Genomic DNA, 25,579 nt, shown 5'->3' with positions numbered 1-25,579 from the left:
GTGAATGTAATGAATGATATTTGCCGTTTGCTCAATCTTCGTTATCCGATCATTCAAGGGGGGATGGGCAACATCAGCAACGCCGAGCTGGCGAGCGCCGTGTCGGAAGCAGGGGGGCTCGGAACGATCGGCGCGGGGACGATGCCGCCTGATGAGGTGGAGGCGCTGATCGTTGAAACGAAGCGGCGCACGAATCGCCCGTTTGCGGTGAACATTCCGCTTCAAGTGACGCCGCACGCCGCGGAGATCGCCGAGCTTGTCATCCGCCATCAAGTGCCGGTCGTTTCCCTTTCCGCTGGCAATCCGGCGCCGTGGATTCCGCGTTTTGCGGAATATGGCATCAAGGTGCTTGTCGTCGTCGCTTCGGTCAACCAAGCGCAAAAAGCGGAGGCGGCCGGGGCGGATGTCGTCGTCGCCGAGGGGTATGAGGCGGCAGGCATCAACTCACCGCTTGAGTTGACGACGATGACGCTCATTCCGCAAGTCGCCAGCGCCGTCCGCCTTCCCGTCGTCGCCGCGGGCGGCATCGGCGATGGGCGCGGGCTGCTCGCCGCCTTCGCGCTCGGCGCCCAAGGGGTGCAGCTTGGCACAAGGCTGGTGGCGACGAAGGAAGCGCCGTTTCATGACGCGTATAAACGGCGGCTTGTCGAGGCGAAAGAAAATGAAACGGTCATCGTCGGCCGCTCGGTCGGGCGCATCCGCCGCATCATGCGCACGCCGTATGCCGAGAAGCTGCTGGAGTATGAACAGCAAGGCATGCCGCTTGACGAGTTTCAACAATATACATCGGAAGATCGTCATCGCCGCGGCGCCCTTCTTGGCGATTTTCACGAAGGATTTATCAATGCGGGGCAAATCGCCGGTTTGATCGACGACGTGCCGACGGTGGCCGAGCTGTTTGAACAAATGATGACGGAAGCGAAAACGCAGTGGCAATCGTTGTCCGAACTGTTTCGCTGATGTACGAAAGACGCCTGTCAAACGGCGTCTTTTTTTGGCGATGAAAAATGGGTTGGCAGAGGGTTGACACGGGTAACCAACATCGTTACTATAAAAATAGTATAACGTTATTATAACGTAATAATATTTTTTGTTATATTAACTTGAAAAACGCTTTCAAGCAGTAAAGCAAAGGAGAGGGGACGCGATGAAGGTCATGTTATCGCCAAACATGTCGCAAAGCTTCGATTTGTTTTTCCATATGCGCGAACACGAACAGGTCGTGTTTTGCCACGATGAAGCGACTGGCCTAAGGGCGATCATTGCCATTCACAGCACCGCGCTTGGGCCGGCGCTCGGCGGCTGCCGGATGCATCCGTATGCCACGACGGAAGAGGCGCTTGCCGATGCGCTGCGGCTGTCGAAAGGGATGACGTATAAATGTTTGGCCGCAGATGTCGATTTTGGCGGCGGCAAAGCGGTGATCATCGGCGACCCGCGCAAAGACAAATCACCGGAATTGTTTCGTGCGTTCGGCCAGTTTGTCGAGTCATTAGGCGGCCGGTTTTACACAGGCACCGATATGGGGACGACGCCGGATGATTTCGTGCACGCCATGAAAGAGACGAATTGCATCGTCGGTGTTCCGGAAGCGTATGGCGGAAGCGGCGACTCATCCGTGCCGACGGCCGAGGGCGTCGTGTACGGGATTCAAGCGACAAACCAGGTGGTGTTTGGCAGCCGGCATTTGCAAGGCAAAACGTATGCCATCCAAGGGCTCGGAAAAGTCGGAAAAAAAGTGGCGTTTCGCTTGCTTGAGGAAGGGGCGGACCTGTACGTGTGCGATGTAAACGAAGCGGCAGTCAAAGAGGTCATGGCGTACGGCAAGCAAATCGGGGCGTCCGTCAAGCCGGTGAACGGAACGGATATTTATCGCGTCCAAGCCGATGTGTTCATCCCGTGCGCATTTGGCGGCGTCATCAACGATGACACGATCGCCGTCCTGCGGGTGAAAGCGGTCGTCGGTTCGGCGAACAATCAGCTGGCCGACAAACGCCACGCCCGAATGTTGAAGGAAAAAGGCATCGTATACGCCCCCGATTATATCGTCAACGCCGGCGGCCTCATTCAAGTGGCTGATGAACTGTACGGGGCGAACAAAGAGCGGGTGTTGGCGAAAACGAAAGCGATTTACGATACATTGCTCGCCATTTATGCACGGGCTGAATCAGAAGGAATGACGACGGTTGAGGCAGCCGACCAATTTTGCGAAGAGCGGCTCGAGCAGCGCAAACGCCGCAATCATTTTTTCACGCACCAAAAGCGGCCGAAGTGGGATGTTCGCCATTAACGTGCATTCATGCGAAAAGATTTATCTGAAAATAAATAATCGTATTATCATTCGAAATACAAAGTAGAAGAAGTCGTGGGGGGAGAAGGATCATGAAACAGATGTTGTCACGATTGGCCATTCCCGTTTTGTTTGGGGCTCTCGTGCTCTCGGGATGTAGCGGAGGGGAAAAGGCGGCGACCGATGGCGGAAAAGAAGAAGGGAAGGGGAACAAAACGGTTACGATCGGCGTCACGCCGGAATATCCGAAAAAGCTGAAGCTCGTCATCAATAAACAAGCGGCCGAAAAGCAAGGAATCAAACTGAAGCCGAGCTTCACCGAACCGTCCATTTTGCTTCTCGATGAACATACAGCGGCGCTCGACCCAGCGAGAGCAGAGTTGATCACCAACTTAACAAAAGAGATTGTCGAGCGCTACCGCCTGACGACGTTGATGGTCACCCACAATATGCAGCAAGCCATCGAGTTAGGAAACCGCCTCATCATGATGGATAAAGGGCAGATTATTTTGGAAGTGGATGAAGCGGAAAAGAAGCGCTTGACGGTGGAGAAGCTGTTGGCGGAATTTCGGCGCATTCGTGGGGAACAGCTCGCAAGCGACCGCGCGGTATTGAGTTGATATTGTCAGGATGAGGAGGAATGGTATGGAACTCAACTTCCCGATCGTGCAAGTATTGAATGAAGACGGAACGGTCGTGCAGCCTGAGTATCGTGAACGAATCACAAAACCGTTGACGATGACGATGTACCGTCATCTTATTCGAACGCGGACGTTTGACCGAAAATGTGTCAGTCTCCAACGGCAAGGGCGCATCGGGACGTATGTGCCGTACGAAGGGCAAGAGGCGTGTCAAGTCGGAAGTGCGCTCGCGCTCAACGATGGGGATTGGATGTTTCCTACTTATCGCGACCATGGAGCGATGATGACGTTCGGCCGTTCCTTAACGCAAACGCTTTTATACTGGAAAGGGCGGACGGAAGGGTGTGTTCCACCTGAGGGAAAAAAAATCGTTCCGCCGAGCGTTCCGATTGCCACGCAACTCCCTCATGCAGCGGGGGCGGCGTGCGCCGAAAAATGGAAGGGGACGAAAAATGCGGTGATTGTGTACTTCGGCGACGGCGCGACATCGGAAGGGGATTTTCATGAAGGGTTGAACTTTGCGAGCGTTTTTGACGCACCTGTTGTCTTTTTCAACCAAAACAACCAATATGCGATTTCCGTTCCGATCACCCGTCAGATGAAGACAAAAACGATCGCCCAAAAGGCGCTGGCGTATGACATTCCCGGCATCCGCATCGATGGGAATGACGTGTTTGCGGTGTATTTCAAAACGAGAGAGGCGCTCGAGCGGGCGAGAAACGGAGGGGGGGCCGACGTTAATCGAAGCGGTGACATGGCGTTATGGCGCCCATACGACATCCGATGATCCGTCCAGATACCGCGACCAGGAAGAGAGCAAGAAACGGCGCGAAACGACCGATCCGATCAAGCGGGTCGAGCGGTTGATGCAGCGGGAAGGCTGGTGGGATGAAGAGTGGGCAAATCAAGTGCAAGCGGAAGTGGACGCGGAAATCGAGCAGGCGGTTGTGGAAATGGAGAGCTATCCAAAAGCGAATGTATCTGACATGTTTGACTTTGTGTTCGCCCAACCGACATGGACGATCGCCGAACAAAAAGAAGCGTATCTTCAATGGAAGCGGGGGATGGAAAGGTGATCACCAAAGTAGGCGTCAAATCGCTCACCATCGTGCAAGCGGTCAATGATGCGCTTCGTACCATGCTAAAAGAGCATGAGGATGTCATCCTGCTCGGGGAAGATATTGGAAAAAATGGTGGTGTGTTTCGCGCCACCGAAGGATTGCTTGAGGAATTTGGTGAGGAGAGGGTGATGGACACGCCGTTAAGCGAGGCAGGATTTACTGGTGCAGCGATTGGAATGGCGCTTGGTGGATTTCGGCCGGTCGTCGAAATTCAATTTTTAGGTTTTATCTATCCAGCTTATGAACAAATCATGACCCATGCGGCACGCATGCGTGCGCGGACGAGAGGGCATTTTACCGTGCCCTTGGTCATTCGCGCCCCGTACGGCGCAGGGGTGCGGGCCCCGGAAATTCATTCCGACAGCACGGAAGCGCTGTTTACCCATATGCCGGGCATCAAAGTCGTCTGTCCCGCGTCGCCGTACGACGCCAAAGGGTTGCTCATCGCCGCGATTGAAGACCCGGACCCTGTTCTCTTCTTAGAACCGATGCGCAGTTATCGCGCGTTTCGCGAGGACGTTCCGGAAGGGAAATATGCGATTGAAATTGGCAAAGGAAAAAAACTTCGCGAAGGGGACGACGTGACCGTCATCGCCTGGGGAGCTATGGTGCCGGTCGCCATAAAGGCGACGGAAGAGGCGGCGAAAAAAGGGATTGATGCCGATGTCATTGACTTGCGCACCCTTTACCCGCTCGATAAAGATATGATTGCCGAGTCGGTGCAAAAGACAGGGAGAACCGTGATCGTTCAGGAAGCGCATGCGACGGGTGGATTGGCCAATGATATTCTCGCTGTCATCAACGATACTTCGTTTTTCTATCAAAAAGCGCCGGTCGAACGGGTGACGGGATTTGACGTTCCTGTGCCGTTTTTCGCTTATGAAGACGATTATTTGCCAACGCCAGCGCGCGTTTTGCATGCCATCGAAAAAGTGATGAATTTCTAGCGGCGCGAGAGGAAGACATGAAATTCCCTTTTTGTCCGCACCCAAGCAGCAACGAATGTTTGTTAGAAGCGGTAGAAGCATTGAGATCAGGAATCATTCATCTTTTGCCAATGAAACAGAAAGCAAGTTCGGAAAACACCGCCTCGCCGCATTGAAACGGTTTTTCGAGTGTGGAAGATGATTGTGCAAAACACGGATGAATCATAAACGAAGAGCCATGCCCTCTGGCTGGCTCTTTTTCTTTTAACGATAAGCTGTACGAACAGATGGCCGCGAATATCGTTTTTTCGTGCAACCATCTGTTCTCTGATGATTTTGTTTTGATCATCTCGCGCCGAGAAGCCCCCCACTTGAAGTGGGCGGGGATGGCTTGGTTAACAGCTTGCCGTGAGGCGGGTGTTCTCAAGAATCTCCCACCTTTAAGCGTTTAGCGTAGGTGGGAGAGCATTCAAGGCGTTATTACCGATGATTGGCCAGCTGTTCGCGATACTCTTTTCCTTTTTGCACGTATGTATCAATCGACAGCTGGATGAGCGCAAGGTCTTTGTCCGTCAGTTCACGCACCACTTTTCCAGGCGAGCCAATGACGAGTGAGCGGGGCGGAATCTTTTTGCCGGACGGAATCAACGTGTTGGCGCCGATGATGCATTCTTCACCGATTTCGGCCCCATCCAAAATGGTCGACCCCATGCCGATGATCGAGCGCCGGCGGATCGTGCAGCCGTGAAGGATCACATTATGCCCGATCGTCACTTCGTCTTCCACAACGAGCGGCGACCCTTCGTACAAATGGCAGGTCGTATTGTCTTGAATGCTCGTTCGGGCGCCGATCGTAATCGGCCCTTCATCGCCGCGTAGCACGGCGTTGAACCAAATGGTCGATTCCGGCCCAACGGTGACGTCTCCAATCAAATAGGCTCCCGGGGCAATGAATGCGGTTTCATGAACATTCGGACGTTTTCCGTTATACGGGTATAGCATCCCCACATCCCCCTTCATTTGGTGAACTGTGTCATGATAAGTATAACACATTTTGCACGGGGACGGAAAGGAGCGGAATGCACGATATCTTTTCCCTTAAAAGAAGCGTCGATTCATGTACCAATTGCGGTGAACACAAAGATGCAGATGAGATGGAAAAGAGGAAATGGTGCTGTTGGGGAAACGACGATTCCCTGCCATTGATTATACATGATCAACGAAAAGAGGAAAAAGGTTTTTTCTATAACGAAGAAAACGGAAAGGGAGAAATATTTTTTGGAATTTTTATTTAAATAATATTATTTTTCTTAATATTATTGTTTTATTTACCTTACTATAAATCATACAAAATTTTTTTGACAATATAAACATAATGAATTATTATATTAAAAGAATTTAAAGGAGGTAGGTAGTGGTTATGTCATCCATTGACAAGCAACAAATCGCTGCCAGCGTTCCCCAGCGGGGCTTTTTCGGCCATCCGAAAGGGCTGTTTACGCTCTTTTTCACCGAGTTTTGGGAGCGCTTTTCGTACTACGGCATGCGCGCCATTTTAGTGTACTACATGTATTACGAAGTATCGAAAGGCGGGCTCGGGCTTGATGAGCATCTGGCGCTTGCGATTATGTCGATTTATGGGGCGCTTGTGTACATGTCCGGAATCATTGGCGGCTGGCTTGCCGACCGGGTGTTTGGCACGTCGCGCGCGGTCTTTTACGGCGGCCTTCTCATTATGGCTGGTCATATCGCCCTGGCGATTCCGGGCGGGGTGACGGCGCTGTTTGTGTCGATGGCGCTCATCGTCTTGGGAACCGGGTTGTTGAAACCGAACGTTTCGAGCATTGTCGGCGATATGTACAAGCCTGGCGATGACCGCCGCGACGCCGGATTTAGCATTTTTTACATGGGGATTAACCTTGGCGCCTTTTTGGCTCCGCTTGTTGTTGGAACTGCCGGGATGAAGTACAACTTCCACCTTGGCTTCGGACTTGCGGCCGTCGGGATGTTTCTCGGGCTTGTCGTATTTGTGGCGACAAGAAAGAAAAACCTCGGGTTGGCCGGGACGTATGTGCCGAATCCATTGACGCCAGCGGAAAAGAAAAAAGCGGCTTCGATCATGGCCATGGGGGTGGTCGTGATGGCCGTGCTGCTAGCCATCTTGATTCCGAACGGTTGGTTCACTGTGGAAACGTTTATTTCCCTTGTCGGCATCTTAGGAATCATCATCCCGATCATCTATTTTGTCGTCATGTACCGCAGCCCGAAAACGACGGCGGAGGAGCGGTCGCGCGTGATCGCTTACATTCCGTTGTTCGTCGCTTCAGCGATGTTTTGGGCGATTCAAGAACAAGGATCGACCATTTTGGCGAACTATGCGGACAAGCGGACACAGTTGGATGTCGCAGGCATCCACTTGTCGCCTGCATGGTTCCAGTCGCTGAACCCGTTATTTATTATCATTTTGGCTCCGGTGTTCGCATGGATGTGGGTGAAGCTCGGTAAACGGCAGCCGACGATCCCGCAAAAATTCGCGCTCGGCTTGTTGTTCGCCGGCCTGTCGTTCATCGTCATTCTCGTGCCGGGCCATTTAAGCGGCGGGGGGCTCGTTCATCCGATCTGGCTTGTGTTAAGCTATTTCATCGTCGTGCTTGGTGAACTTTGCCTGTCGCCGGTCGGCCTGTCGGCGACGACGAAACTTGCGCCTGCGGCCTTCTCGGCGCAAACGATGAGCCTTTGGTTTTTATCGAACGCCGCCGCGCAAGCGATCAACGCCCAGCTCGTCCGCTTCTATACGCCGGAAAACGAAACGGCCTATTTCGGCACGATCGGCGGTGCGGCGCTTGTGCTAGGCTTGATCTTATTGGCCATTGCACCAAGAATCGGGAGATTGATGAAAGGGATTCGTTAAAGAATCTGATCCTCCTAGCCTTTATTGGCTGGGAGGATTTTTTTGATTTTTTACACCTACATTTTGTGTAGAGGCGGGAGACTTCTTGACAAGTGATGTTAAAAAATCCGCTGTTGCAGTAGTTATCATGACCATACCTTTTTCTCCTGCAAAACATTACATAGTTAGTGTAGAAAGGAGGAGAAACGATGGATTTTAAACATCAAGCCCGTCAGCTAGTTGGGCAGCGTGTGACTGTTGTGACGGTGCATGGAAAATTCCACGGAACATTATTGGGAGTTGGCGATGATTTTATTGTTATGCGGGTGAATATTGGAGGAAGACTACGGCGTATTCTGATCCGTTTGGCATTAATTATCGCGCTGCTTCGGTTAATAGGAACAGGAAGCGGATATGAACCTCATCGTTCGTCTGACGACGATGAATGGGAACGATATTTAATGGATGAGAATTGAACTATTCTTTACGATCGGGATATGATCGTGCAAAGATAAGTCGAAGAAAAACAGGGGGCAATGACAACTGCCTTACGGTCACTCCTTCTTAGGAAGCGTCCACGCACGGTTAGTGCAGGAGTTCGGACAGGGAAGGGGCAGATAGTTTAGATGGTGCCACACAAGTCGATCGTGTGGCTTTTTTATTGAATCAGTCCAATTTTTGCGCAATTGGGGTGTTGGAATTTGGGCTTATCTTTTCAAGATTTCGCTGGAGCGGCTACAGTGTATTCGGCAATGCCATAAGAGGCAGATGGGTAGTAGTGCTGGGGGCATTTGCTAACGGCATTTTGATTTCCTTCCTGCCGGCATTGTTGCTTCCGGTACTTGGTTTGCTTGGGTTTGAAGGAACGACGTTTGGGGATTAAAATCTTGGAATCGTGGGGGATCTTGTTGGAATATTTGATGAAGTGGTTTTTCTAATGGAAATAGAGTGTTTAGAACTGGACATGGGGATAGAGTATATTTTAAAAAATATTGACAAATAAATTTATTATGAATATACTGATTATTAGAAATTTGTTTTGGTCTATGCTTACATGTTCATAAGTGGTAAGGCAAAGGTGCCTACATATGCAGAGAATATCCTCTGTATATAGGCACCTTTTTGTTTCGGGGAGGTGGAAATATTGTGATTGGAGAACCAATTAGGGCGAAAGTGTTAGCTAGTCGAATCATCTCAAATGTTGATCCTGGTTTAGCAATTAAATTAAATTTAGCAGCCCATATTCGAAGTCTTGCTTTAGTTACATTAACAATTGATGATGTTGGATATACGGCCTTAGATGAAGCTACCAAAAAGGCAGCGGTCGAAGTAGTATATGCCAAATCCTTCTATGCTGGCTCTGCTCATGCATCGGGGCCCCTCTCTGGAGAGTTTATCGGGATTTTGGGGGCAGAAAATCCTTCTGACGTAAAGAGTGGATTGGAAGCAGTGTTCGAGGTGATTGAAAATGGCCCTTGCTTTTATTCATTAAATGAGGAAGGCGACCATGCATATTATGCTTGTACAATATCGAGAACAGGCAGTTACTTATCAAAGATTGCTGGGATTCAACAAGGTGAGCCATTAGCTTATTTAATAGCGCCCCCCTTGAAGCAATGTACGGATTAGATGCGGCACTAAAGGCCTCTGATGTGAAAATTTGTGAACTGTATGCCCCTCCGACTGAAACAAATTTTGGAGGAGGATTATTAACTGGAAGTCAATCTGCATGTACAGCAGCAGCTCATGCTTTTGCGGAAGCAGTACAGGATATTGCACGGCACCCTCATAAATCTTTTTAGAAAAAGGGATGATGACGGGGCATGACGATGAAAAAATATGCACTTGGTATGATTGAAACAATAGGATTGACTTCGTTAATTGCAGCGGCTGATGAAGCTGCAAAAGCAGCTGATATCCAGATAATTACATATCATAAACCCGATGCAGGAATTGTGACAGTTTATTTTATTGGGGATGTAGCATCTGTGAGAGAAGCTGTTTCAGCAGGAGTAGAGAAGGCCAAACAGATTGGAGAGTATCGTACCTCTCATGTCATTCCACGCCCTAGTAGTGATGTAATTAATGAACTGGTTAATAAAGAGAGAAAAAAGAGCGAAACAAGGAAAAAAAGTCGAGCTAGAGATAGTAAAAGTATTGATGTAGCACAAGCAGCCAATATGTATACTGCTCAGGGAGGTGAGACACTCAATGATAATGGCAGACTTTGATTTATTATCGGTTCAGGAAGCAAGGAATCTTCTCTATAAAGCTAGGGAAGCACAGAAAAAATTGACAGAATCGTCTCAGGAACAGATTGATCGAATTGTGGAACGTATGGCTTTAGAAGCAGAAAAACAGGCGGGTTTTTTAGCCCGAATGGCCGCGGAAGAAACCGGATTCGGCAATGAAACAGATAAAACGATAAAAAATATTTTTGCGGCAAAAGAGGTTTATGCTGCCATTAAAGATATGAAAACGGTCGGAATTATCGGTACTGATGAAAATAAACAAGTTTGGGAAATAGCAGAGCCTGTTGGTGTGATCGCAGGAGTGATTCCTTCGACGAATCCGACGTCCACCATTATCTTTAAATCTCTTATTGCGGTAAAATCACGAAATGCGATTGTTTTCAGTCCTCATCCTTCAGCACTGAAGTGTTCATTAGAAGCTGCAAAGATTATGGAAAAAGCTGCAAAAGAGGCTGGAGCACCGGAAAATATTATTCAGTGTATGGAATATCCATCTTTACCGGGAACGAGGGAACTAATGTCGCATAAATTGACGGATGTCATCCTTGCAACCGGCGGTCCCGCGATGGTGAAAGCAGCTTATAGTTCTGGCAAGCCTGCCTATGGGGTAGGGCCAGGAAATGTTCCTGTGTACGTTCACACAAGCGCCGATTTGGATCAGGCGGCGCGGCATATCATTGAAAGCAAATCGTTTGATTATGGCACCATTTGTGCTTCAGAACAAGCTGTTGTTGTAGAAAGAGAAATCAAACAGGATTTTATCGATAAGCTCAAAAAATATGGTGCGTATCTATTGTCGGAAATGGAAAAAGAAAGAATCGAATCAATCCTCCTCACTGGCGGAACCTTAAACCCGAAAATTGTAGGAAAATCACCTCAAGCAATCGGTAAGATGGCAGGGTTATTTTTTCCTGCAGAGATCAAAGTGCTAATAGGGGAAGAAAAAGAGATTGGAAAAAATATTCCTTTTTCGATTGAAAAACTTTCTCCGATTTTAGCCTTGTATACAGTAGATGGTTGGGAGGAAGGATGCGATGTTTGCATTAAATTATTAGAGGCAGGAGGATTAGGACATACATTTGGGATCCATTGTCAAGATCAAGCAGTAATCAAAGCGTTTGCTTTAAAGCAACCAGCTTCAAGAATTGTGGTGAACTCTGGAACGGCATTTGGAGGGATAGGAGCAACAACAGGAATTTTTCCATCTTTGACACTTGGATGTGGCTCTTATGGAAACAATATTACATCTGATAACATCGGACCACAGCACTTGATAAATATAAAACGAGTAGCATTTGGTATAAAGGGGATGATGATCAAGACTACTAAGAATGGAACTTTGCAGCCAGCCAAAACGGCGGATGCTTCTGAAACGGAAAAAAACATTTCCGTAGATCGAGGCGGGAATGTAACAGTCAGCAGAGAAGAGATTGCAGAGATTGTTAAGAGAATATTGTCGGAAATGAAAATCTAACATCATAAAACTTTGGGGAGGTTATTCAACATGGCGAGAGAATATTCGGCGCTTGGGATGATTGAAACAAAAGGATTAGTTGGAGCCATTGAAGCGGCAGATGCAATGGTGAAGGCTGCAGATGTAAAGTTAATTGGGAAAGTGCAAGTGGGCGGCGGATTGGTAACAGTTTTAGTAAGAGGAGATGTTGGTGCGGTAAAGGCAGCAACAGACGCGGGTGCTGCAGCGGCAGAAAAGGTTGGAGAATTGATCTCTGTTCATGTGATTCCGCGTCCCCATGCAGATATCGAACTTCTTCTTCCAAAAGCGGGAGAGTAGGTTAGAAGTCAATGGCGGTAATTACGGAAACGTATTTAAGATCGGAAATGTTAAAAGGAACGTTATCAAATCCTTATTTCATTTCGCATCAACATCGACTAACGCCCGCTGCCCAAGACTTTTTGCGTGATCGAGGAATAAAAATTGAGGTAATGGGCAGCAACTCCATTCGAACTATCGCTAAATCAAAGGAATTGAGGATTCCAGTAGGAGTTTCTAATCGACATGTTCATCTCTCGCACCATGAGGTGGAAGTCTTATTTGGAAAAGGATACGAATTAACGCCATACCGTTCACTCTCACAGCCAGGACAGTTTGCTGCCGAGGAAACCGTGACTCTTGTTGGGCCTAAAGGCGTTCTGTCGAAAGTGAGGATCTTAGGTCCTGCTCGAGAACTGACTCAAGTAGAGATTTCGCGCACTGATGGATTTACTCTTGGAATCCATCCACCCGTCCGTCTGTCTGGCTCGATTGAAGGGACGCCTGGTATTACACTTGTTGGAAAAGCTGGTTCTATAACGATTTCACAAGGTGTTATTGTTGCAAAAAATCATGTTCATATGTCTCCAAACGATGCAAAGGAGTTCAATGTGAAAGACGGCGATCGACTTATTGTTCAAGCCATATCAGATCGATCGATTATTTTTCCAGAAGTCGTTGTTCGAGTAAACGAGAGATTTACCCTTGATTTCCATATTGATACCGATGAGGCAAATGCGGCGAACTTAAAGACAGGGGATTTTGTAAAAGTAATCGGGAGAAATGGCGAACCTTTTAGCGTAAATGCTTAGAGGTGATGAAATGGAGCATAATACGAATTTAGAGTTGAAAGCATTAGTCGAAACAATTGTGCGTGACCTTTTGGAAAAAGCTAATAGTGCTCAAAAGGTGCGCAAAAAGGTATTATTCATCTTTTGTGATAGTTCAGCCCACGAATTATTTACAGATCAGCTAATCCAACTTGATAATACAGAAATTGGATACGATCTTTTATTCTTGGATGGGGAGACGTCCGCATGGCTTGGCCTTCATCAAATTGAGTCGACAGGGTCCACGAAGGTGATTGCGGCGGACGAATTGGCTCCTGCTCCTTTAGAACTTCCGAAAGAATATGAGGCAGTAGTAATTCCGGAAATTGACTTAGATAATGCAGCAAGGATAGCACTTGGGCTCAAAGGCTCGGTTAAAGCGGAGATTGTGTTTTCTGCATTAACTTTGGGGAAGCCAGTCATCATTGGTGAGGATGTGCCGGGGATTAAGCGTGCTGATCGAAGAACATTAAAAAAATTATCCTTGCCGCCCGCTTACCAAAAACTTTTCATTCAATATAAAGAAGATTTGAAAAACATGGGAGTGATCCTTACAAAACAAGAACGAATATACGAAGCAATTTTAGAAAAGTTGAGCGGTTCTCCAACACATTCATCAGAGAATGGGGACAAAGGAAAAAGATTTGAAGGAAACGTAGTAACAGCAGACTGGGTACATTACTATTTGGAGGAAAATGATTCACTGATAGTTAATAAGAAAGTATTAATTACACCGCAAGCAAAAGACCTATTAAATGAAAAGAGGATTGATGTCAAATTTGTATAGGAGTGATCCTCTTGTTTCTTGGGAAAGTGGTGGGGAGTGTTTGGGCAACGCAAAAAGAGGTCGGAATGGAACATTTAAAACTTTTGTTAGTTCAGCCCATCCACGCCGATGGAACGGATGCAGGCACACAAGTTATATGTGCTGATCGTATAGGTGCGGGACAAGGTGAGACGGTCATTGTTTCAAGGGGAAGCTCTGCTCGAATATTAATCAGTAAGGACTCTCCTGTTGATGCAGTTGTTGTAGGAATTGTAGATTCTTTCGAATACTGCAAAGAATAAGGAGAAAGATATGGAGAGAAAAGAGCGGATTATTCAAGAGTATGTGCCTGGAAAACAATTGAATCTAGCTCATATTATTGCCAATCCTGATGAATCGTTATATACACGCCTTGGTATAAATGAGGCGGGAGCTATTGGAATTTTAACGGTGACTCCAACCGAGACCGCCATTATTGCTGCGGATATCGCGACAAAATCGGCCGATGTAGAGATCGGTTATTTAGATCGTTTTACAGGTTCAGTCGTTATTACCGGCAATGTTTCTGATGTGGAAACAGCGATACAAAACATAAAGGAGTTTTTTGTTAAAACTTTAAAATTCTCAACTGCGGAGATTACAAGGTCATGAACAAAGGAAAAGTACTTGTTATTGGTCCGGTAGGATCTGGAAAGTCTACGCTGACGAAAAGACTTCTTGGCATGGAAGATGTTCCAGTCAAGAAGACACAATCGTTGGAATATACAAACTGGATTATCGACTCCCCTGGGGAATATAGTCAAAATCCAATGTATTATCGTACATTAATGGCGACAGCGTTGGGGGCAAAAGTTTTATTAATTGTTCAAGATGCTACACGAAGGGATTGTGCTTTACCCCCGAACTTTGCATCTGGATTTCCTCTTAATCCTATTGGAGTCATAACAAAAATAGATCATCCTAACGCAGATATCGAGACAGCCACCCGATTTTTAAGAACTGTACTGCCTGTAGGAGATATTTATTTGACTTCTTCTGTTACTCTTGCGGGAATAAAGGAATTAAAAGATCGAATTTTGTCGTACCTTTAGTAAATGTTGTCTAGAAAGTTTTGTTTACCAATTGTGAAAAAAATGAAAAAATAAAGATAACTAAACAGAAAAGAAGGGGAGTTGTAGAAACTTGATTCTCGAGGTATCTGCGTTGGCTTCTTTTTTAAGAAAAGAGGATATCAAAATTATAGAAGAGCTGTCCAAGTATTTGCAGTTATTTTCTGATCTATCACAATCAGATGTGTTTATTGATTGCTTGTTACCAGGGGAGAAGAAGCGATCGTTGTCGCTGAAGCTCATCCAATGACAGGTAAATCACTCTATAGAGAACCAGTTGTTGGGAAAATTGCTTATAAGGAAAACGAGCCTGGGGTATTCTTTTGCTTTAAAACCGGCAGACCTGTTATCGGATCAAGAGGGGTTTCTCAGGAAAATGTAAACATGCAGCAAAATGTAATGCCCATCGTAAATGAATTTGGAAAGATAATAGGTGTATTAATCATGGAGCAAGACATTACTGAAAAAATACAACAGGAGAAAAATGTAGAGTTGTTAATGGAAACAACAGAGCAATTAAGTGAAACTCTTTATCACATAGCAATGTCAGAAGTTGCAATTCCAGACTTGATGCATGAAGGGTTGCTATTATTTGACTGCGATTATCAAATTATGTTTGCCAATGATCGAGCAAAAGAGATGTTTGAAGCAAATGGACACTTATTAGTTGGCAAGAAAGTGGATTCACTACCTTTTGGTTCCATGATTAAAGAAGGACTTAATATACAAAAAGGAATGTTTTTTCATGAATTCGAACTAGGAGAGCATTTTCTTCAATTAAAAGCTGTTTCGATTCAACGAAATAACCGAACAGTAGGAGGGGTGCTTCTTTTGAGGGATTTATCAGAATTGAAAGAAAAAGAAAAGCAATTAATGATTAAATCAGCTGTTATTAGAGAAATTCACCACCGTGTTAAAAACAATTTGCAAACGATTTCCAGTTTGTTGCGATTACAAATGAGGCGAATAGACTCCCAGGAAGTTGAAAAAGTTTTTCGAGAAATCATCAATCGAATTACGAGCATCTCAATTATTCATGAAGTTCTTTCATTGGAAGGAACGGATATGATTGAATGCAAAGAAGTGATTGAATTAGTGTCGAATGCCATTATTTCATCTATGAAACAATCAGAACAAAAGATTACAATTCAAGTAGAAGGATGTTCTCTTTATTTACCTTCTCAAAAGGCTAGTTCTTTAGCTCTTGTCATTAATGAATTGGTACAAAACGCCATTAACCATGCGTTTATCAATCTTGATGAGGGAGTTATCCGAATTGAGTTGAAAAAACAAAATCAAATTGTAAGCCTTGCAGTAACAGATGACGGTGTAGGGGTTGATGTTGAAAAAGTACAGCAAAAAGGACGGCTAGGGCTTCAAATATGTCAAACGCTCATTTCGGAAGATTTAGGAGGAATTTTAGAATTTGAAAATAATCACCCTGGGACAAAAGTGACCGTTACTTTTCCGCTTCCCAAGGAGGGCCTAGTGACATGAGTACATTGAAACTTATTGTTGTAGATGATGATCCAATCACTCGCATGGATATCAAGGAAATGCTCATGCAAGCGGGATATGAGGTGGTGGGGGAAGGGAGAAATGGAGAGGAGGCCATTGATTTAGTATATCAGTTCAAACCGGATATTGTTATTATGGATATTAAAATGCCAAAAATGGATGGGATAAAGGCAACTAGAATAATCAGAAAATTCAATCTATGTGCTGTTGTTTTACTAACTGCTTATAGTCAACGTGAGCTCGTAAATGATGCAAAAGAGGCAGGAGTAACCGGTTATTTAGTAAAGCCTGTTTCAGAAGAGGATTTAATTCCAGCCATTGAGATTGCGAAAAGCCAACAGGAGCAGTTCCGCTTGTTAGAAAGAGATATCCAACTATTAAAAAGGTCAATAGAGGAACGAAAAATAATCGAGAAGGCAAAAGGCAAGCTAATGAAACGATTTTCTTGTTCAGAAGAAAAAGCATATGAATGGATGAGAAAAAAGAGCATGGAACACCGTATTTCCATGTTTAAATTGGCAGAAAAAATTCTCGAAAAATATGAGAATTCGATGACGAATAAATGATATGTAATCATTTCCTGAGGTGTAATTATAGTGGAAGGTAAAACAATTATTAGTGTAGGGATTGATATCGGAACAAGTACGACAAAATTTGTTGTCAGTCATTTAAAATATGCAAAAGTATCCAACCATTTTTCGTTGCCTCGTTATGAAATTGTTGAAAGAAACATTGTGTATGAGAGTCCGATGTACTCAACACCGCTAAAAGGGAAACGGGATGAAATTGATTTGGAAACCCTTGTAGGATGGCTTGAAGACCAATATCAAAAAGCAGGGGTCGACATACGTGATGTAAAATCTGGAGCTGTTATTATAACAGGCGAAACGGCGACGAAAAAAAATGCGGAGAGCATCTTGCATTATTTGGCTGAAAAATCGGGGGATTTTGTAGTTGCCATAGCTGGCGCCAGTTTGGAAGCACTACTTGCAGGCAAAGGATCGGGTGCTTTTTCGAGATCTAAAGAAGTAAAAGGAATCATTGCTAACATTGATATAGGGGGAGGAACAGCGAATGTTGTTCTTTTTCAGAGAGGAAAAGTATTAGGTACTATTACCTATCATGTTGGTGGGAGACTAATCGAATTAAGTCAGAATGGAGAAATTACATTTATATCTCCATCTATTCAATCTTGGTTGGATTCAAAAAATTATCGACTGTATATAAACAAAAAAATTAGTTTTGCAGAAATCCAGCAAATTGTCCAGCAAATGTGCAACGATATGTTAGATTCGTTAACTGGTCAGCAACCGATTCGATCGGATGATTCACTAATTCACAGTACGAGCTTTCAAGTGATTCCACCTATCGATGAAGTGATGATTTCGGGAGGGATCGGTCGGTTGCTTGAGGAAGAAGCACCTAAAACAATCTATGATACAGCTATCTATGGAGATGTTGGTCCGCTTCTTGCTCATGAAGTAGTAAAAGCAATTGAAAAGTGTTCATTAAAACTAATCAAAGCAACGCAAACATCTCGTGCAACCGTAATCGGAGCCGGGATGCAAAGTACAGAAATTAGCGGGGCTACTATACATGTTGCTTCATCGCGTCTCCCTATTCGTAATTTACCCATTATGATGATTGAGCTAGATCATCACCAGATAAACAATAGAGATTATGTGTATAAGCAAATCAAACAAGCCATGATGGATTGGAAGCAATACATCCAAGAAGATCAAGAACTTCCTTTTGCGATTTGTATGAAGGGGATTTTTCATTGCTCTTATTCTGTATTAAAAGAAATAGCCAAGATATTGTTTTTACTTTATGAAAGGAATTTCCCCAATCATTCGATTATAGTTGTCATTTGTGAAGACGATATTGCGAAAGCGTTTGGACAATTGCTAGTACTTCAATCGAAAAATAAAGTAGATATTATTTCAATTGATCAAGTTATAGTTGAACAAGGTGATTACATTGACATAGGGGAAACAATCAATCAAAGTATGGTCCCTGTAGTAGTCAAAACATTAGCTTTTACGAAGAGTTAGGAGGTGATTCTATTTGAAAACAACGATCACTCTAACGGGAAAAACATATCAATTTAAAAGTTTAAAGGAAATTATGGCAAAAGCAAATGAAGAAAAATCTGGTGACCAGCTGGCAGGCATTCATGCCCAAGATGCACAAGAACGCATTGCAGCGAGACATGTTTTATCAGACCTAACCCTTGCTGATATTCGAAACAACCCTCTTTTGCCGCCCGAGGAAGATGAAGTGTCGCGTGTCATCGAGGAAGGAGTTAATGAAAAAATTTATGCATCCATTCGAAATTGGACAGTTGCGGAACTTCGTGAGTACCTTTTGTCCCGAACGTCACGAACAATGAAATCTCTCATATCCGTAGAGGGTTAACAAGCGAAATGATCGCTGCTGTAACAAAGATTATGACAAACTTAGATTTGATACAAGCTGCATCAAAAATTACGGTAGAAACGCGTTGCAACACAACAATCGGCCAAAAAGGGCGATTGGCGGGAAGAGCGCAGCCCAATCACCCGAATGATCATTTACAAGGAATCAAGGCAGCCATTTTCGAAGCTTTGAGTTATGGTGTTGGAGATGCCGTTATTGGAATTAATCCTGTAATCGATACAGCAGATAGTGTAAAAGCCATTTTAAATATGACAAAAGAATTGATGGAGAAATGGGGTATTCCTACACAAAACTGTGTTTTAGCGCATGTCACGACGCAGATGCGAGCAATCAAACAAGGAGGAACAGCAGATTTATTGTTCCAAAGCTTGGCCGGTACAGAACTGGGAAACAAAGCATTTGGCATTAGTGTGGAATTGCTAGATGAAGCAAATGAATTAATTTTAAAAGAGGGGACGGCTGCTGGTCCAAATGTATGGTATTTCGAAACAGGACAGGGGTCAGAACTATCCGCAGATGCCCACCATGGTATAGATCAATTAACATTAGAAGCTAGGTGCTATGGGCTGGCGAAACGATATAACCCGTTTATGGTAAATACGGTAGTGGGCTTTATTGGACCGGAGTATTTATACAACAGTAAGCAAGTTATTCGCGCGGGACTTGAGGATCACTTTATGGGGAAACTTCATGGTTTGCCGATGGGAGTAGATGTTTGTTACACCAATCATATGAAAGCAGACCAAAATGACATGGAAAACTTAGCCGTTCTGCTCGTTGCAGCAGGTGTGAACTTTTTGATTGGGGTGGCGATGGCAGATGACTGTATGCTAAATTATCAATCTCTTAGTTTCCATGATATTGCTACATTAAGGGAGTTGCTCCATATGCGGCCCGCTCCGGAGTTCGAGCGATGGTTAGAAAAAATGGGAATTATGGAGAACGGAAAGTTAACATCAATGGCTGGTGATCCCACTTTATTTTTATAAAGTTCTGAAGGCGGGTGATCTGCGAAAATGAATCAAGTGGATATTCAACGAATTGTTGAGAAAGTGATGGTGGAATTAGAGACTAGAGTATCTCGACAATTAAAAGAAAACATTGATGAAAAAGAATGTGAAAAAAAGCTTCATTATACGACGTTTGATTGGTTAACCTCCGTTCCAAATCCGAAATTTCCTGAAGGAATTGACGAATTGCGAAAAGTCACGCCCGCGCGTATAGGGGTATGGAGAACAGGAACACGCCCGTTGACTAAAACGATTTTAAAATTACAACTTGATCATGCCGCTGCCGTTGACGCTGTGAGTGGAGAAGTTCTTGATAGTTTACTTGAAGAATTTGGTTTATTTACGGTCGAGACTTGTTATGAAAACAAAGAAGTTTATTTAAAGAGACCAGACAAAGGACGCGTTCTTACGGAAGAAGCAGTCAAAACCATTCAAGAAAAATGTGTGAAAAAACCTCAAGTACAAATTGTTGTTTCTGATGGATTAAGTGCAAGTGCGATTGAAGCAAATCTTAGAGATATTTATCCAGCATTGTTGGATTCATTAGAGGTAAACGGGTTAACACAAGGAACTCCCTTTTTTGTTAAAGGTGGAAGAGTAGCATGTATGGATCATATCGGTGAAATTTTGCAACCAGAAGTACTCGTTCTTTTGATTGGAGAGAGACCGGGCCTTGTTTCTGCCAATTCCATGAGTGCGTATATGTGCTATAGACCGAGAAAAGGAACAGTAGAGTCAGACAGAACTGTGGTTTCCAATATTCATTCAGGAGGCACACCTCCCGTTGAAGCCGGTGCCTATATTGGTACGGTTTTAAGAAAAATGATTGAGCAAAAAGCTAGTGGGGTGCGTCTAGAGCTATAGTAATCATTTGAAGGGGGAAGGATAGCATGGCCAACAATACGAATAACCATTTGCATAAAGAGTTAAAACCCATTCATTTATGGGGTATTGCAGTCGGAATGGTGATTTCAGGTCAGTATTTCGGGTGGAATTACGGATTTGAGCAAGGTGGAACGATAGGATTAGCGATTGCTGCGATTATTGTGACTGTTTTTTATACGACTTTTATATTTAGCTATTCAGAGCTTTCTACATCTATTCCCCATGCTGGAGGGCCATCGGCCTATGCAAGAAAAGCAATGGGCCCTTATATGGGGTTTATGACGGGGTTAGCATGTTTACTTGAATTTGTTTTTGCTCCACCGGCCATTGCTGTAGCAACAGGAGCCTATATTAACTTTTTATTTCCAAGTATTAATGCTGTGTATGCTACAGTAGCCGTTTTTTTATTCTTTATTTTCATTAATCTTATAGGAGTAAAAGGGGCTGCGATCATTGAACTGGTGGCTACGGTTTTAGCCTTGATTGGCTTAGGCGTTTACTATGTTGCTGGACTGCCTCATGTAAATGGCTCAGCCATATTTAGCAACATGTCAGCTTTTAAAGGTTGGACAGGAATATTTGCCTCTATTCCTTTTGCTATTTGGTTTTTCCTTGCTATTGAGGGGGGAGCGATGGCAGCAGAAGAGGTGCGTAATCCCAAAAAGGATATACCAAAAGGATTTATTTCGGGAATCTTGACATTAGCAGTTGCCACCGTTCTTACGTTGCTTGTAACAGCCGGGCTTGGTGGAGGAGAAGGAAAACCTGCTGATTATCCGCTTCCTCAAGCTCTATCCAGTGTTTATGGCGAAGAACATATTTTGCCTAAAACAGTCGCTATCATTGGTTTGTTTGGATTGATTGCAAGCTTACATGGCATAATTATTGGCTACTCTAGACAAACGTTTGCATTAGCCAGAGCAGGGTACCTCCCTGGATTTTTAGCTAGCTTATCGAAAAAAGGGGTTCCACATTGGGGATTAATTGTACCTGGCATCATAGGAGTAGCTAGTGCCGGTTCTGCCAGCTTTGCCAATGCATTGATCATTTTATCTGTATTTGGTGCGATTACGATGTATTGTTTGAGTCTCATATCGCTCTTTGTATTAAGAAAAAAGGAACCGCATATGGAGCGACCGTTCAAGGTGAGTTACCCAGTTGTTCCAGGAATCGCACTCTTTTTAGGGATTGTTTCGTTCTTTTGCGTACTGAAGTACAGTGTGTTAACTACTAATTTGCCGTTTTTTGGAATCGAAATCCCATTAATCGCTATCATTTTGTTCGTATTTGGCCTGGGCAGCGCTTATTACTTTTTAATAGGTTCGAAGAAAATTCGCCCAATATCCGAAGAATTTGTATCGATCGAAGATATCGCCTCTAGCCAAAAAAATGCATCGTTGTAATTTATTGCGGGAGGGAAGATGAATGGTGGTTCGACTAGAGCGAAAAGGAAGATTTTGTACGATTATTCTTAGTCGGCCGGAAGTGAGGAACGCGGTTGACCGCGAAACAGCTGAGCAGTTGGCACATGCTTTCCGAACCTTCGAGCAAGATGATGATTTATATGTTGCGGTGCTATGGGGGGAAGGGGGGAATTTTTGTGCAGGAGCCGATTTGAAAGCACTTTCTGTGGGAGACGAACAAAGAGTTAACCGTTTAAACATAGACATGAGCCAAGAGGGCCCAATGGGGCCGACAAGAATGAGATTAGGAAAACCCGTTATTGCTGCAGTAGCGGGATACGCGGTGGCAGGAGGCCTAGAGCTTGCCTGTTGGTGTGATTTACGTGTTGTCGAGGAAGATGCGGTGTTTGGAGTTTTTTGCCGGCGTTTCGGCGTCCCTCTCATCGATGGGGGCACTCAGCGCCTTTCACGCCTAATCGGTATGAGCAGAGCTTTAGACTTAATTTTAACGGGACGTCCGGTAGGGGCAGAAGAAGCGTTAATGATTGGTTTAGCGAATCGTGTTGTCCCTACTGGCCAAGCAAGAATAGAAGCGGAGAAGTTGGCAGAACAAATAGCGAGTTTTCCGCAAATTTGTTTACGCAGTGATCGGCAAGCTGTTTACGAAGGAATAGGTTTGGACTTGCAAAAGGCAATGGAGTTGGAATTCCAATTGGGCATGAAAGTGATCCAAAGTGGTGAAACGAGACAAGGCGCCCAGCGTTTTTGTGAGGGAGAAGGAAGACACGGGCGATTCTAATTGTTTTTGCCAGACAAAATAGCGATGAAAAAAGGGGGTTTATGATATGCATGCACGCGAATTAATTCAAAGAGGCGCAAAATATTATGCGAATCATACAGGTGTGATTTTCCAAGGGAAAAGTTTAACATTCGAACAGGTACTTCGCAGGAGCAATAAATTGGCTAATGCCTTACTAAGGATGGGATTGAAAAAAGGAGACAGAGTGGCTTCCCTATTATCGAATTCTCTTCAAAGTGTTGAAATTGACTTCGCTTTATTATTAAGCGGACTTGTACGTGTTCCTCTTAATACAAGACTGTCAGAAAATGAACATCGCCATATGATTAACGAAACCGATGCAAAAGCTATTTTGTTCACGGAAGAGTTTACGGATCGCGTCACAGCATTAAAGCCAACATTATCTTCCGTAGAGCATTATTTTCAATTGAATAGCACCCCTAATCATTCTTGGATTTTATCTCTTGAGGAAATTGCGAAGAACGAAACGGACGATGATCCACCTATAATGGTTAAAGAAGATGATCTTGCTACAATCCAATATACTTCTGGTACAACCGGAACTCTTAAGGCAGCCGTGCATACTCAAGAGACATGGGCCGCAATTTGTAACAATATCTTGCATGCGATTCGGATAGAAGAAGGGGATGTCATGTTGCATGCCGCACCATTAACACACGCATCAGGCACGCTGGTTCTCCCACACTGGATTCGAGGCGCGGCAAATGCCATTTTACCGCGTTTTACTCCAAGAGAATTTTTAGAGGAAGTCGATAAAATTAAAGCGACTACACTCAATTTGGTTCCTACTATGATTATCATGTTGTTAAACGATCCTCAGGTAGAGCAGTACTCATTTTCATCAGTCCGCAATATCATCTATGGTGCCTCTCCGATGCCGCGCGAAGCATTGCGGCGTGGCATCAAATTATGGGGAGCGAAATTTATTCAATACTATGGCCAAACCGAAGCACCTCTTATTTTAACTTTACTTGAAGCAAGTGATCATATCATAGATGGAAGCAATGCTGAACAAAGACTGTTATCATGTGGACGTGCAACCCCTAATGTGGAAATTAAAATCGTTGATGAAAATGATAATGAAGTTGATGCAGGAAACATAGGAGAGATTGTAGTAAAAACCAATCAAGCAATGATTGGATACTGGAAAGCTCCTGAACTAACACAAGAAACTATTAAGCACGGATGGGTTTATACGCGTGATATGGGATATTTGGATGAGCAAGGTTATTTGTACCTTGTGGACCGCAAATCGGACATGATCATTACCGGTGGGTTTAATGTTTATCCGCGTGAAATAGAAGACATTCTTTATCAACACCCTGCTGTATTGGAAGCGGCAGTAGTAGGTGTGCCAGATGAAACATGGGGAGAGACAATTAAAGCATTTATTGTGTTGCGGGAAGGTTTTACCGTGAGTGAACAGGACATTATAGAGTATTGTAAGGAGCACTTAGCTTCTTATAAAAAACCGAAATCAGTAGAATTTGTTGATGAACTTCCAAAAAGCCCGGTAGGGAAAGTAGTGCGGCGTTGGTTAAGGGATCCTTATTGGGCCAAGCATGAAAGGAAAATATAAGCGGGATTTGTCATGCTAGAGAAACGGAGTGTTGCACAGATGTCGCCGTCTGAAGCGTCGATGGACACGACAGATCGGCGCGTCATGCGGGAAAAACCGTGAGGAATAAACGGTCCGTTAACTTCTAAACGGATGGCAAAACAAACAAAAAGACAATGCGTTCTATATAGACTCCCATGACGAAAAAAATTCGTCGCTAACGGAAGGATGAAAATGTCCTTTTGCTGAATATCATAATTTTATACACCCGTGGTGCTAGTTGAACGCTAGCGCTCAAATGGCAACCTATTGCTTTTGAATCTTGGCCCGACCTGCAGGAACATGAAAGTGCTCTTGCATGGGGATTCTCCTTTCCAATGTTTGATTGTACTTTCATTTTAAGGGGATCCTCATGCAAGGGCTATTTTTATGCTTGTTTGAGTTTATCTAGCGCCACGGGTTTTACACATTTTGGAGTTCGGGTATTTTCAGGATACAAGCAATTTGAAACGTTAATGTTTACGCTCTGTTATGGAACTAGCTGGTATTTTACCGACTGTTGGGTGATTGAGCAACATCACTTCCGGACTTATCCATGGGTTCAGGAAGTGGTTGGTTGTTCGGTCTTCTGTTACGCCTTAACTTGCCTCCGGCAGTTAGGAAAAGTGGACAACACGCTTTAGGGTCAACGATATGTTAAACCTTCCAGTTGCATTTATATATAGAAGGTTAAACGTTATATCGGCCGTGTTACTTCGCCTTCTTCAGCAAATACATCTCCTCCTCCACTTTCGCGATGCGGCTAAGTTGATAATCAAGCCGCTGATGAATGAGGGAGATGTCTTCTTTTGTCGCCATCTGCTCGCGAATGCCGGCCATTTCTCCGCGGAGGCTGGCGATTTCATGGCGCATGCCGTCTTGGATGCTGCGCTGCTCGAGTTGATTGTCGCGGATCGCTTTGATCATGTCCGTGTTTTCTTTCATCTGCTCTTTCAGCCAGCGCAGCTCTTCTTCCTGCTTGTCCATCCGCTGCTCTAGCTTGTCCACCCGTTGTTCAAGTTGACCCAATTTTTGCTTCACCGTTTGCATGTCTTGCTTCAGGACGGACATGTCATCGACAAGTCCTTGAACAAGTGTGGTTAACTGCCGCAACAGCTCTTCCATGAAGAAACCTCCTTATCGAGATGGGATTCACTCGGGGCGTTTCAACTATGAAACGTGAGGAGTCCAGGATGTGGAAATAGGAGAGGAAACGCCTGCAAGCTCATTATATCATGGCTTGGCTAGGCCATCACTCCTAAATTGAGGGAAAGAAAAGGGATAAATAGGGGGTGTGTTGAATACGTCATT

23 protein-coding genes and 5 pseudogenes are annotated in these 25,579 nt (G+C 44.7%); 26 read left to right on the top strand and 2 right to left on the bottom strand.

Annotated features, from left to right (window positions below; translation table 11 throughout):
* Positions 1 to 9 precede the first annotated feature (9 nt).
* From A0V43_RS07815 to A0V43_RS07795, 5 genes and pseudogenes are all read left to right on the top strand, one after another.
* Complete coding sequence (locus A0V43_RS07815) at positions 10 to 960, top strand: NAD(P)H-dependent flavin oxidoreductase (RefSeq protein WP_063192813.1); 951 nt, start codon at positions 10 to 12, stop codon at positions 958 to 960.
* Between the two features lie 187 nt (positions 961 to 1,147).
* Positions 1,148 to 2,290 carry a Glu/Leu/Phe/Val dehydrogenase dimerization domain-containing protein gene (locus A0V43_RS07810; protein WP_063192812.1) on the top strand — a complete coding sequence of 381 codons (1,143 nt, stop codon included), beginning with the start codon at positions 1,148 to 1,150 and terminating at the stop codon, positions 2,288 to 2,290.
* A 308-nt stretch (positions 2,291 to 2,598) separates the two neighbouring features.
* A pseudogene (locus A0V43_RS20410) lies at positions 2,599 to 2,910 on the top strand (ABC transporter ATP-binding protein); the annotation flags it as partial.
* 25 nt (positions 2,911 to 2,935) lie between these two features.
* Positions 2,936 to 4,007: pseudogene (gene pdhA / locus A0V43_RS07800) on the top strand (pyruvate dehydrogenase (acetyl-transferring) E1 component subunit alpha).
* Positions 4,004 to 4,999 (top strand): alpha-ketoacid dehydrogenase subunit beta, encoded by a 996-nt coding sequence (locus A0V43_RS07795; protein ID WP_063193835.1) that lies wholly within the window; start codon positions 4,004 to 4,006, stop codon positions 4,997 to 4,999. The pseudogene pdhA and the gene A0V43_RS07795 overlap by 4 nt, the downstream one beginning before the upstream one ends.
* A 459-nt stretch (positions 5,000 to 5,458) precedes the next feature.
* Here A0V43_RS07795 and A0V43_RS07785 read toward each other — a convergent pair whose 3' ends face one another.
* The gene (locus tag A0V43_RS07785) at positions 5,459 to 5,980 is read right to left on the bottom strand and encodes a gamma carbonic anhydrase family protein (protein WP_063192811.1); all 522 of its coding nucleotides are present in this window, start codon (positions 5,978 to 5,980) and stop codon (positions 5,459 to 5,461) included.
* 418 nt (positions 5,981 to 6,398) lie between these two features.
* Between A0V43_RS07785 and A0V43_RS07775 the strand changes: the two genes are divergently transcribed.
* The 21 genes and pseudogenes from A0V43_RS07775 to A0V43_RS07685 all read left to right on the top strand — a co-directional run bounded on the left by A0V43_RS07775 (position 6,399) and on the right by A0V43_RS07685 (position 24,250).
* On the top strand, positions 6,399 to 7,889 hold the full coding sequence (locus A0V43_RS07775) for a peptide MFS transporter (protein ID WP_063192809.1): 1,491 nt from the start codon (positions 6,399 to 6,401) through the stop codon (positions 7,887 to 7,889).
* A gap of 188 nt (positions 7,890 to 8,077) precedes the next feature.
* A complete protein-coding gene (locus A0V43_RS07770) occupies positions 8,078 to 8,344 on the top strand; it encodes a DUF2642 domain-containing protein (RefSeq protein ID WP_063192808.1) in 267 nt (88 codons plus the stop codon).
* A 227-nt stretch (positions 8,345 to 8,571) separates the two neighbouring features.
* Positions 8,572 to 8,751: pseudogene (locus A0V43_RS18865) on the top strand (PTS transporter subunit IIC); the annotation flags it as partial.
* A gap of 266 nt (positions 8,752 to 9,017) precedes the next feature.
* A pseudogene (eutL, locus tag A0V43_RS07765) lies at positions 9,018 to 9,670 on the top strand (ethanolamine utilization microcompartment protein EutL).
* 27 nt (positions 9,671 to 9,697) lie between these two features.
* Entirely contained in the window at positions 9,698 to 10,099 is a 402-nt protein-coding gene (locus tag A0V43_RS07760) for a BMC domain-containing protein (RefSeq protein WP_236930992.1), read from the top strand.
* Positions 10,080 to 11,594 carry an acetaldehyde dehydrogenase (acetylating) gene (locus A0V43_RS07755; protein WP_063192806.1) on the top strand — a complete coding sequence of 505 codons (1,515 nt, stop codon included), beginning with the start codon at positions 10,080 to 10,082 and terminating at the stop codon, positions 11,592 to 11,594. Before A0V43_RS07760 ends, A0V43_RS07755 begins: the two co-directional genes overlap by 20 nt.
* Before the next feature lie 30 nt (positions 11,595 to 11,624).
* Positions 11,625 to 11,912 carry a BMC domain-containing protein gene (locus tag A0V43_RS07750; protein ID WP_017435945.1) on the top strand — a complete coding sequence of 96 codons (288 nt, stop codon included), beginning with the start codon at positions 11,625 to 11,627 and terminating at the stop codon, positions 11,910 to 11,912.
* Positions 11,913 to 11,923: 11 nt separating this feature from the next.
* Positions 11,924 to 12,703, top strand: coding sequence for a phosphate propanoyltransferase (gene pduL / locus A0V43_RS07745; protein WP_063192805.1), 780 nt, complete (start codon positions 11,924 to 11,926; stop codon positions 12,701 to 12,703).
* A gap of 10 nt (positions 12,704 to 12,713) precedes the next feature.
* The gene (locus A0V43_RS07740; protein WP_023633557.1) at positions 12,714 to 13,508 is read left to right on the top strand and encodes a hypothetical protein; all 795 of its coding nucleotides are present in this window, start codon (positions 12,714 to 12,716) and stop codon (positions 13,506 to 13,508) included.
* Between the two features lie 11 nt (positions 13,509 to 13,519).
* Complete coding sequence (locus A0V43_RS07735) at positions 13,520 to 13,789, top strand: EutN/CcmL family microcompartment protein (protein ID WP_023633558.1); 270 nt, start codon at positions 13,520 to 13,522, stop codon at positions 13,787 to 13,789.
* Between the two features lie 10 nt (positions 13,790 to 13,799).
* Positions 13,800 to 14,138 carry an ethanolamine utilization microcompartment protein EutS gene (gene eutS / locus A0V43_RS07730; RefSeq protein ID WP_023633559.1) on the top strand — a complete coding sequence of 113 codons (339 nt, stop codon included), beginning with the start codon at positions 13,800 to 13,802 and terminating at the stop codon, positions 14,136 to 14,138.
* Positions 14,135 to 14,578, top strand: a complete 444-nt coding sequence (locus A0V43_RS07725) for a EutP/PduV family microcompartment system protein (protein WP_063192804.1) — start codon at positions 14,135 to 14,137, stop codon at positions 14,576 to 14,578. The genes eutS and A0V43_RS07725 overlap by 4 nt, the downstream gene beginning before the upstream one ends.
* Positions 14,579 to 14,669: 91 nt before the next feature.
* The gene (locus A0V43_RS20905; protein ID WP_335339938.1) at positions 14,670 to 14,846 is read left to right on the top strand and encodes a histidine kinase N-terminal domain-containing protein; all 177 of its coding nucleotides are present in this window, start codon (positions 14,670 to 14,672) and stop codon (positions 14,844 to 14,846) included.
* Positions 14,792 to 16,093 carry a sensor histidine kinase gene (locus A0V43_RS07720; RefSeq protein ID WP_236930991.1) on the top strand — a complete coding sequence of 434 codons (1,302 nt, stop codon included), beginning with the start codon at positions 14,792 to 14,794 and terminating at the stop codon, positions 16,091 to 16,093. Before A0V43_RS20905 ends, A0V43_RS07720 begins: the two co-directional genes overlap by 55 nt.
* Complete coding sequence (locus tag A0V43_RS07715) at positions 16,090 to 16,680, top strand: ANTAR domain-containing response regulator (protein WP_063192803.1); 591 nt, start codon at positions 16,090 to 16,092, stop codon at positions 16,678 to 16,680. The genes A0V43_RS07720 and A0V43_RS07715 overlap by 4 nt, the downstream gene beginning before the upstream one ends.
* 30 nt (positions 16,681 to 16,710) lie before the next feature.
* Complete coding sequence (locus tag A0V43_RS07710) at positions 16,711 to 18,168, top strand: ethanolamine ammonia-lyase reactivating factor EutA (protein WP_063192802.1); 1,458 nt, start codon at positions 16,711 to 16,713, stop codon at positions 18,166 to 18,168.
* 13 nt (positions 18,169 to 18,181) lie between these two features.
* Positions 18,182 to 19,542: pseudogene (locus A0V43_RS07705) on the top strand (ethanolamine ammonia-lyase subunit EutB).
* Between the two features lie 27 nt (positions 19,543 to 19,569).
* Positions 19,570 to 20,427 (top strand): ethanolamine ammonia-lyase subunit EutC, encoded by an 858-nt coding sequence (gene eutC / locus A0V43_RS07700; protein ID WP_063192801.1) that lies wholly within the window; start codon positions 19,570 to 19,572, stop codon positions 20,425 to 20,427.
* A gap of 26 nt (positions 20,428 to 20,453) precedes the next feature.
* Positions 20,454 to 21,851: an ethanolamine permease gene (eat, locus tag A0V43_RS07695; protein ID WP_063192800.1), complete on the top strand. Its 1,398-nt coding sequence runs from the start codon at positions 20,454 to 20,456 to the stop codon at positions 21,849 to 21,851.
* Between the two features lie 22 nt (positions 21,852 to 21,873).
* Positions 21,874 to 22,650, top strand: coding sequence for a crotonase/enoyl-CoA hydratase family protein (locus A0V43_RS07690; RefSeq protein ID WP_063192799.1), 777 nt, complete (start codon positions 21,874 to 21,876; stop codon positions 22,648 to 22,650).
* Between the two features lie 46 nt (positions 22,651 to 22,696).
* A complete protein-coding gene (locus A0V43_RS07685) occupies positions 22,697 to 24,250 on the top strand; it encodes a class I adenylate-forming enzyme family protein (protein ID WP_063192798.1) in 1,554 nt (517 codons plus the stop codon).
* Positions 24,251 to 24,979: 729 nt separating this feature from the next.
* Here A0V43_RS07685 and A0V43_RS07680 read toward each other — a convergent pair.
* On the bottom strand, positions 24,980 to 25,393 hold the full coding sequence (locus A0V43_RS07680; protein WP_063192797.1) for a coiled-coil domain-containing protein: 414 nt from the start codon (positions 25,391 to 25,393) through the stop codon (positions 24,980 to 24,982).
* Positions 25,394 to 25,579 lie beyond the last annotated feature (186 nt).

This window comes from Geobacillus sp. JS12, assembly GCF_001592395.1.
Taxonomy (GTDB): Bacteria; Bacillota; Bacilli; order Bacillales; family Anoxybacillaceae; genus Geobacillus; species Geobacillus zalihae.
Note: the sequence above shows the minus strand (reverse complement) of the source record. Positions and strands in the feature narration are given on the sequence as shown.